This window comes from Pirellulales bacterium, from assembly GCA_035533075.1.
GTDB lineage: Bacteria > Planctomycetota > Planctomycetia > Pirellulales > JAICIG01 > DASSFG01.
Map to the genome: position 1 here is coordinate 1 of DATLUO010000237.1, position 8484 is coordinate 8484.

Sequence of the window (8484 nt, forward strand, 5' to 3'; positions counted from 1 at the left end):
CGGGCGCGTTGAACGGAACGAAGGTGGGTGGACTGTTGACCCTCCGGCCACGATGGCGCGGTGGGAGCCCTCCTGGCGATCGTCGGCCATACCCGCGGCCCGCGCCTGGCGTGTCGCCCGTGCGCAGGCGGACTTGTTTGCATCGCATATCTGTACATCACAGTATTGTATTATTAGTACATTAGTTGTCAAGTATGTTGTTTTTGATTTCTTGTTCACAACCGTTGTCAGAAGGTCGGTCCCTTTCGTCCACGTGCCCGGTTTAGAATGCTCTGGGCAGAAGCGGCGGGAGGCCGTGGGAAGTCGCCCGGTTTCCGCACAGGGGCGGTCAATTCAGCGGGCGCGAGCTCGCCTCGCCGACGCGGCCTGCATGCCAGGCATCAATCGCCCGCCCCGGCACTTCGCCGCGGTTGCGGTGCGAGATCAGTTCCGCCAGAATGCTGATCGCAATTTCCGGCACGGTCTGCGAGCCGATGTCGATGCCCAGCGGCGCGTACACCCGCGATAACGTCTCGGCCGAAACGCCCTCGGCCGCCAGGTCGTCGAAGATCAGCTTGATCTTGCGGCGGCTGCCGATCAGTCCCACATAGCGGGCGCCGCGGTCAACCAGACGATCGAGGGCTTCTTCGTCGTGGTTGTGCCCGCGAGTTACGATCACGGCGTAGGTGTCGGGCGTGATCTCCAAGTCGCGGAGCGTGTCGCCGATGGGGCCGCAAATCCGCCGCGTCGCTTTGGGAAACCGCTCTTGGCTGACGAATTCGGCGCGATCGTCGACGACCCAAACCTCGAAATCCAAGTCGCTGGCCAGGTTGCCTACCGCCTGGCCGACGTGTCCGCCCCCGACGATCAGCAAGCGGCAGCGCGGCAGCACCGGCAGGTATGCGATGCCGTTCATGGCCGACGGCCGCGGACGATCGACCAGCGTCGGCAAGTGCTCTGAAACGGCCGCGGGAATTGAGTCGCCGTTGTGCGGCCGGGCATTCACCAGCCGGCCCGCGTCGTCGAACAGGTAGCAGGCCGGGGCCGGCAGACCGCTCTTCGCGGCGTCGAACACGACCGCCTCGGTGCATCCGGCGCCCGACTCGACGAGGGCACGGGCCTGCTCGAAATAGCGCACGTCGTCGCCCGGCCGCAGCGGATCGACGAGCACCAGCATTCGGCCGCCGCAGATCAGCCCGTCGTCCCAGCCGTAATCGTTGTCGAGCTGAAAGCTCATGGTCTCGGCCGCGCCGCGCTCGGCGACCGCCAGGGCGCGGCGTTTGACCTCGGCTTCGACGCAGCCGCCGCCGAGCGTGCCGGCCTGCGAGCCGTCGGCGAAGACCAGCATGCCGGCTCCGGCCTTTTGCGGAGTCGAGCCGCGCGTCTCCACCAACCGGCAATAGACGACGGGACGTCCGGCCGAGAGTGCATCTTGAAGTTGTCGCAACAGTTCGCGCATCGGGCCCATTCGTGGTGGTGGGTTACAACCAATTCAAATCCTAAGCGTATTGCTTGGCTTCCGCCAGTTGACGCTATAATAACATCCATGTCTGTCGGGCAGTCGCACGGAGCGAAGCTCTTTGTCGGCCACACGGAAATTTCTCAGCAGAGGCACTTGCCATGAGGCACCGGTTTATCGTCGCGGTTCTGTTTCTCGCGGGCACGGTTGCCGGTGCGCCCCGCCCGGTTTCGGCCGTCGTCACCGCGGAACAACAACAGCGGGTCGCCGAAATCGAACAGTCGGTCAAGGAAGTGCTTTCGCTCGTGAAGGCCAAACAGGCCGCCGAGGCCGGCGAGGTCCTCGCCCAGGCCAAAGAATCGCTTGACGCGCTCGAATCGTCCGAAGCCAAAGACGAGTTGGCCGACACGCTTCGTGTCTTGGAGAAGAAAATCGCCGCGGCCGAACGGCTCGTCAGCAAAGCAAAACCGGCCGCCTCCGCCAAGACGGCCCCGACCAAACGCAAGCCGGCGGCCAAGCCGCGGGCCAATGCCAAGACGGCCCCCAAAGATGAACCGAAGAGCGACGGCATCAGCTTCACCAAGCAGGTCGCCCCGATCTTCGTCGGCCGCTGCGGCAACTGCCACATTCGCAACACCCGCGGCGGCTTCAGCCTGGCCACGTTTGCCTCGCTCAAGAAAGGATCGGAAGGGGGCACGGTGTTCACGCCCGGCAAAGGCCAGGGCAGCCGGCTCGTCGAGGTGCTGCAGAGTGGCGACATGCCTCGCAGCGGCGGACCCCTGAAGCCCGAAGAGATTGAGTTGATCGCCAAGTGGATTGATGCCGGGGCCAAGTTCGACGGCAGCGACGAGAACGCCGAGATCGCTTCCTCGGTGCCGCAGACCGGCCAGCCCCAGCAGCCGGCACTGCAAGCCACCCAGGCCAGCGGCAAAGAATCGGTGCAGTTCGTCCGCGACCTGGCCGCCATCGTCGTTGCGACCTGCACCGATTGTCACGGCGGCATGCAGCCCTCCGGCAGACTCAATCTCACGACCTTCGCAGGACTGTTGCGGGGCGGAGACAGCGGACCGATCGTGTCGCCCGGCAAGCCGGCCGACAGCCTGTTGATCAAAAAGCTCAAGGGCATGGCCGGGCAGCGAATGCCCTTTCGCAAAGAACCGCTCGATGATGCCACCATCGCCAAGTTCGAAGCGTGGGTGGCCGAAGGAGCCAGGCTCGACTGGCCCGATCCCAACGAGCTGCTCGATTGGGCCGTGCGCGTGATGGTGGCCAGCAAGATGAACGACGAGCAGCTTTCGGCCATGCGGGCCGATCTGGCCGAGAAGAACTGGCGGCTGGGCAGCCCCGACGTCACGCCGCAGAAAGTTGAAAACGAGCGGTTCCTGCTGGTCGGCAACCTCTCGCCGGCGCGGATGGTGGAAATCGGCGAGCTGGCCACGCAGATGCGGGGCAAGGTGGCCAAAGCGCTCAACCTTCCGGCCGACGCGCCGTTTTTCAAAGGACGCATGACGCTGTTCGCGTTCAAGCGGCACTTCGATTACAGCGAATTCGGCACGATGGTCGAGCGTCGCGAGTTGCCGGCCGACTGGCACGGGCACTGGCGCTACAACGTGGTCGATTGCTACGGCTGCGTGATCGTACCCGACGACGACAAGGGGGTCGAGTTGACGCTGGCCGAGGTGTTCGCGGGGGCGTACATCGAGAACCAGGCCAAGATGCCGCGTTGGTTCGCCGAAGGGGCGGCGCGGGCCATCGCCGCCCGGCTGGTGACGCGCGACGCCACAGCCAAGCACTGGGACGAAGAAGTCAAGCAGGCCCTGGCGGCCGGCCGCACTGCCGACGATTTCCTCAAGGCCGGCGAGGTGCTCTCGGCCGACAGCGGCGCCTTGAGTTATGGCTTCATGAAATCGCTGCTGACTCGCCTGCCGAAGTTCACGGCCCTGCTCAAGGACCTGCGCCAGGGCACGCCGTTCGATGCCGCCTTCCGCAGCCGCTTCGGCGGCGATCCAGCGACGTTGGCGGCCGCTTGGACGCAGCGCGAGCAATACAGCCGCCGCAAATAAAAATAGATGCCCGCCATTCACGAGCATGAAGATGTCCGCCTACTTTGTCGATAAGAAGGATTGTTCGCACCATACCATATTTACGGGAGTCGACATTTTTACGGCCGCCGGCGGCTCGATGATGCTGTCGCTGGTCGAGTTCGAGCCCCATGCCGTCGTCGAGGAGCACAGCCATCCGCACGAGCAGATGGGCCTGATGCTGGAAGGCGAGGCGGAGTTCATCATCGGGGGCGAATCGCGGATTGTGGGTCCGGGGACGATGTGGCGGATACCCGGCGGAGTCAAGCATAAGGTCATCGCGGGCGACCGCCCCGTGCGGGCGCTCGACGTTTTCCATCCCATACGCGAGGATTACCGGTGAGGGGGACTGTCCGCGGAATCGGCCTGGCCGCCCTGCTTTCGCTCGCCGGCTGCAGCGTGTTTCAGTCGCACGAGTTGCGCATCGACGCGGCCGCCGGCATGTACAAGGCCGCCAGCCTCGATTACCGCGTGGACGGCGGGCAGCTCAGCGAACCGTTGATGGTGGCCCGCATCGCCGGGCAGCAAGTCCGACACGAACGAATGCCGAGCATCCCCCACCCCGATTGCTCCGTGGCCCGGCTCACGATCAAGTATCCGCACCCCGGCGGCAAAGCCGGCTACGCCGCGGCCAAGCTGGTGGTTGAGACGCGAGCGCCCATCAAGTCCGTGGCCCAGACGAAAAAGGCGGTCTGGGAAGAATGGGGCGACGCCCTTGTGACGACGGCCCGCGACATCGTGCCGGGGGTCAAAGCCAGCGACGACCTCTACGAAATCTGGTCGCTCGACATTTCCAAGCGCGATCTCGACCGCGTGATCGCCGCGATGATGCAGAGCGGCTATTTTGTCAATCCCACGAAACCGGCGATCGGCGTGGCGTTGGCGGCGCAGGTCGACAACTTCGCGGCTTCCAAGAACTGGACGCACGAGCCGGAGCTCGACATTTTGATGGAGCGCGTGCGGCAGCAGGGCCAACTCGTTTCGTACCTGCACCCGATTGAGGCGGCTGGTGCCGCGACGGCTGCCGTCGCGGGACAGGAAGGCAACCGCGCGACGCTGGTGGCGCACAATCAAGAGGGGCCGGCGCTGTTTCCCGCCGGGCCGCAAACCAACAGCTATCCTGCGCTGCCCGAACCCGCGTTGCCGTCGGTCGCTCCCCAATACGTGCCCGCGGCGCCGAACGGGCAGCGGCCGTCGCTCCCCTACGCGCCGCCGGGAATGAGGCTGCCGCGGACCGCGCCGGCGCAACCGAGGCAACTGCGCGGCATGCAACGGCCGACCATGCCGCCCGGCGGACAACCGGCCGCGCCGAGATCGCCCGCCGCTGGGCCGGGGCGCAACAGAAACAATACGCCCGCTCGCAGTCCCTCTCCGCCGCCGAATCGCCGGCCGCCCATGCCGCCGGCCGCGTCGCAGAACCGCGCCGCACAACCGGGCACGGCGCAGCCGGCCGATGCTTCGCCTGCAGGTCAGCCGCGCTTCCGTTGGCCGTGGCGTCGATCGAATGCCAACGCCGGCGGGCAACCCGCGACCACACCGCCGCAGGGCGGCAACGCTCCCGACTCGCGTCGGCCGCGGCTTCCGCGTTACGGCACGCCGCCAGATCCGAACGGAGCCGGCGCGCCGCCGTTCTATCAGGGCGCCATGCCGCCGGGCGCCTCTCCGGCCGGCATGCCTCAGCCGCCGCAGGTCACTTCTCGCCCGGCGGGGTATTAACGCATCGCTCACCGGCCGTCGCGCCACGGACGCAGGGTGGGAGCGAGCATTCTATGCCCGGACCAGCTCCGCGATGGGCTCGCCGGAAGGAAGAATCGGCATCGGCCGACCACGATGATCGGGGAACGAGTCATCCGGGTTAATGCCCAAGTGCCGATAGACGGTGGCCCACAGGTCGTTGGGCGTCAGGGGACGATCGACCGGGTGTTCGCCCTTGGGGTTCGTGGAACCGACGATCTGCCCGGTGCGCATGCCGCCGCCGGCCATAATCAGCGACATGGCCTGCGGCCAGTGATCGCGGCCCGGCTGCATGGCACCCGTCTGCGTACCGATGTTGTGCTCGATGCGCGGCGTGCGGCCGAATTCGCCGGTGACGAGCACCAAGGTCCGCCGGTCGAGGCCGCGCTGATAAACGTCTTCGATCAGCGCGGTCACCGCCTGGTCGTAAATCGGCAGCCGCGCGTGCAGGTCGTCCCAGATGTGACAGTTCACGGCGTGCGAATCCCAGTTGTAGACGCCCTGTTTGAGGTGCGAGATGCCCGATTGGTACGGGTTTTCCATGATGACCGTCACGAAGCTGACGCCCGCCTCGACCAGACGCCGGGCCATCAACAGCCGCTGACCCCAGCAATGGCGGCCGTAGCGATCGCGAACGGCATCCGGCTCACGGGAAAGATCGAAGGCGTCTTTGGCCCGCCGGCTGGTGAGCATGCTCACCGCCCGTTGTTGAAACTTGTCCATCGACTCCATCAACCGCGAGGCGTCGATCTGCCGTTCGATGCGGTCGAGCGACGTCAACAAGCTGGTGCGGTCCTGGATGCGGTCCGCGACTGCCTGCACGGGGGCCAAGTTCGGCACCACGAAGTTCGGGGCGGTTGGATCGCCTTCGACGTTGAACGGCATGTAGGCCCGGCTCAGATAGGCCGAGCCTTGGGCAAACACGTCGTCCTTGCGGCCGCCCGGATTCAGCGACACGTAATTCGGAATGCCGCGATCGCGCGTTTCGCGGCACTTGGCGACAATCGAACCGGTAGCGGGCGTGTCGTTGACCGTGTCGACCGGGGTCGCTGGAATCCGCCCGGTCATCATCCTTTTGTGACCGCCGCCGTGATCGGCAAAGGTGTGCGACACCGAACGGACGATGGCGAACTTGTCGGCGATGCTCGCGTGCCGCGGCAGCAACTCGCACACGTCCATGCCGGCAACTTTGGTCGGAATCGGGTGAAAGACCCCGCGATAGTCCGATGAAGCGTCCGGTTTCAGGTCATACATATCCATGTGCGGCGGGCCGCCCGGCAGCCACACAAAGATGACCGACGTCTCCTGGTCGAGCGGTCTGCGGGCTTCGGCCGCACGGGCGCGGATCCGGAGCAAATCAGAGAGGGCCAGTCCGCCGATTCCCAGCGTGCCCGCCGCAAGAAACTCGCGACGGGTCACGGGACCGCGGCACGTATTACGTCTGGTGTTCCTTCCCATTCTTATTCGGTCCTTGGCGGGTGAATTGGAGAGCCGTTATTGTAACCGAGTTCGGCCTCACCGCCTACAAAGCGGGGCCGAGGGTATTGTCTTAACAGTGAGTTGGTCACGAGAAAAACACCCCACAGCGAGCCACAATTTGCAATTTGAAATTTGCAATTCGCAATTTGCAATAGTCGGTTCCGGCCCGACCCCAGGCCGCGGCAACGATTTCAAATTGCAAATTGCGAATTGCAAATTTGTCATTGGCGCGGTGGGCCGGTGGCTGCTCCGGAGCCGGCGGCGAGCATCCGCTGCTCCTGGAGCGTGCGCACGTAGGTCGCATCGAGATCGAGCTTGATGCATGGGCCATTCTTGAGCCAAAACGGCAACGTCGGGAGGGGAGCGCCAAGAGCCAGCGCAGAGTGCCAGGCTTGCAAGTTCGTTTGCTCGCCCGTTTGCCAGGGACGGTACGCGGCGGCCCACAGCTCCGAGCGCGTCGCCGTTACGCCGGTGACGCGCTTAAGCAGTTCCGAGTGCAAGTCGGCTTTTCGGTTCGTGACCAGATCCACCACGATCAAACCAATGGCTTGCTGCAAGCAACTGGCGCACTTCGATACGAAGGCATCGCGCGTCTCGGGGCGGTCCTTGTTGGCCGGGCTGACCAGCTCAATGGCGCCGATCAACACGGGCCCGGCTTCCGTGTTGTAGACCGCGATCTCGACCACGTCGGTAATCAGAGTCATCGGCGCCGTCAGCGTCGGCGCCGGCGGCGTCCAGCTTACGACGGCTGCGTTCGGTTTCTCGTCTTCGAATGCCGCCACGTCGATCTCAATGTTGAATTCGACGTTCGGGTCGGCAAAGTAGCCAGGCGGAAGCCGACGGTTCAGGTCCAACGCAATCATCGAGGCCCAAACGGAGGGAAACGCGTGCCATTGGCGGCGCTCACTCAGCGGCGGATGAAAATGATCGAGCAGCGGCATGATTCATCACGGGTCGGGTAGCAGCAGTCTCCCTCGGTCGTTTGCGGGGCATCATGGAGAACCGTTATTGTAGCTGGTTATGACCACCAACGACAACGACACCTTGTCCGCCGCACTCGCCCGGCACGCGATCGAACTCCCTTTTGAGCAGATCCAGGAGCTTGACCGCTATTGCCGGCTGCTGTGGGAGTGGAACACGAAGCTGAACCTCACGCGGCACACGGATTATGAAAAATTCGTAAGCCGCGACATGGTCGATTCGCTGGTCATCTCGCGGCACCTCGGAACCTCGGAGCGCGTGCTCGACGTGGGCACGGGCGGCGGAGTGCCGGGCATCGTGCTGGCCGTCTGCCGGCCCGATCTGGATATGTCGCTGTGCGAATCGGTGGCCAAAAAGGCCAAGGTGGTCGAACAGATCGTGGCCGGACTGGGCCTTTCGCTGCCGGTGTATCATCGACGCGCCGAAGACCTGCTGGCCGAAAAAACGTTCGATACGCTCGTGCTTCGTGCCGTCGCGCCCTTGGCCAAGTTGCTCACCTGGTTTCACGACCGCTGGGGCGCCTTCGATCGGCTGTTGGCCGTGAAAGGGCCGAACTGGGTCGCCGAACGTCAGGAGGCACGCGAGCAGAATCTATTGAAGGAACTCGTGCTTCGCAAGCTGGAGACCTGGCCGCTGCCGGGCACAAGCTCCGAAAGCGTCCTGTTGGAGATTCGAGCGAAAGACGCCTCGTAGGGTGGGGCCAGCGAGCTTGCGAGCGCCGGTCCACCGTTATCGACGTCGCCAACGGTGGGCCAGCGCTCGCAAGCTCGC

General features: G+C 64.7%; 7 protein-coding genes. 4 read left to right on the plus strand and 3 right to left on the minus strand.

Annotated features, from left to right (window positions below):
• Positions 1–328 precede the first annotated feature (328 nt).
• Entirely contained in the window at positions 329–1438 is a 1110-nt protein-coding gene (locus tag VNH11_29730) for an XdhC/CoxI family protein (protein ID HVA50563.1), read from the minus strand.
• A gap of 161 nt (positions 1439–1599) precedes the next feature.
• On the opposite strand from VNH11_29730, the gene VNH11_29735 reads away from it, so the two are divergent.
• The 3 genes from VNH11_29735 to VNH11_29745 are packed head-to-tail and all read left to right on the plus strand — an operon-like array spanning position 1600 to position 5235.
• Positions 1600–3501: a c-type cytochrome domain-containing protein gene (locus tag VNH11_29735; protein ID HVA50564.1), complete on the plus strand. Its 1902-nt coding sequence runs from the start codon at positions 1600–1602 to the stop codon at positions 3499–3501.
• Between the two features lie 31 nt (positions 3502–3532).
• Entirely contained in the window at positions 3533–3862 is a 330-nt protein-coding gene (locus tag VNH11_29740; GenBank protein HVA50565.1) for a cupin domain-containing protein, read from the plus strand.
• A complete protein-coding gene (locus VNH11_29745) occupies positions 3859–5235 on the plus strand; it encodes a hypothetical protein (GenBank protein HVA50566.1) in 1377 nt (458 codons plus the stop codon). Before VNH11_29740 ends, VNH11_29745 begins: the two co-directional genes overlap by 4 nt.
• A 51-nt stretch (positions 5236–5286) precedes the next feature.
• Here the strand turns inward: VNH11_29745 and VNH11_29750 are convergent, their stop codons facing one another.
• Together VNH11_29750 and VNH11_29755 are read right to left on the minus strand one after the other, a co-directional pair.
• Positions 5287–6672 (minus strand): DUF1501 domain-containing protein, encoded by a 1386-nt coding sequence (locus tag VNH11_29750; GenBank protein ID HVA50567.1) that lies wholly within the window; start codon positions 6670–6672, stop codon positions 5287–5289.
• 281 nt (positions 6673–6953) lie between these two features.
• Positions 6954–7673, minus strand: coding sequence for a DUF4058 family protein (locus tag VNH11_29755; GenBank protein HVA50568.1), 720 nt, complete (start codon positions 7671–7673; stop codon positions 6954–6956).
• 79 nt (positions 7674–7752) lie between these two features.
• Here VNH11_29755 and rsmG point away from each other — a divergent pair, with 79 nt between their 5' ends.
• A complete protein-coding gene (gene rsmG, locus VNH11_29760) occupies positions 7753–8406 on the plus strand; it encodes a 16S rRNA (guanine(527)-N(7))-methyltransferase RsmG (protein HVA50569.1) in 654 nt (217 codons plus the stop codon).
• The last annotated feature ends 78 nt before the right edge of the window (positions 8407–8484 follow it).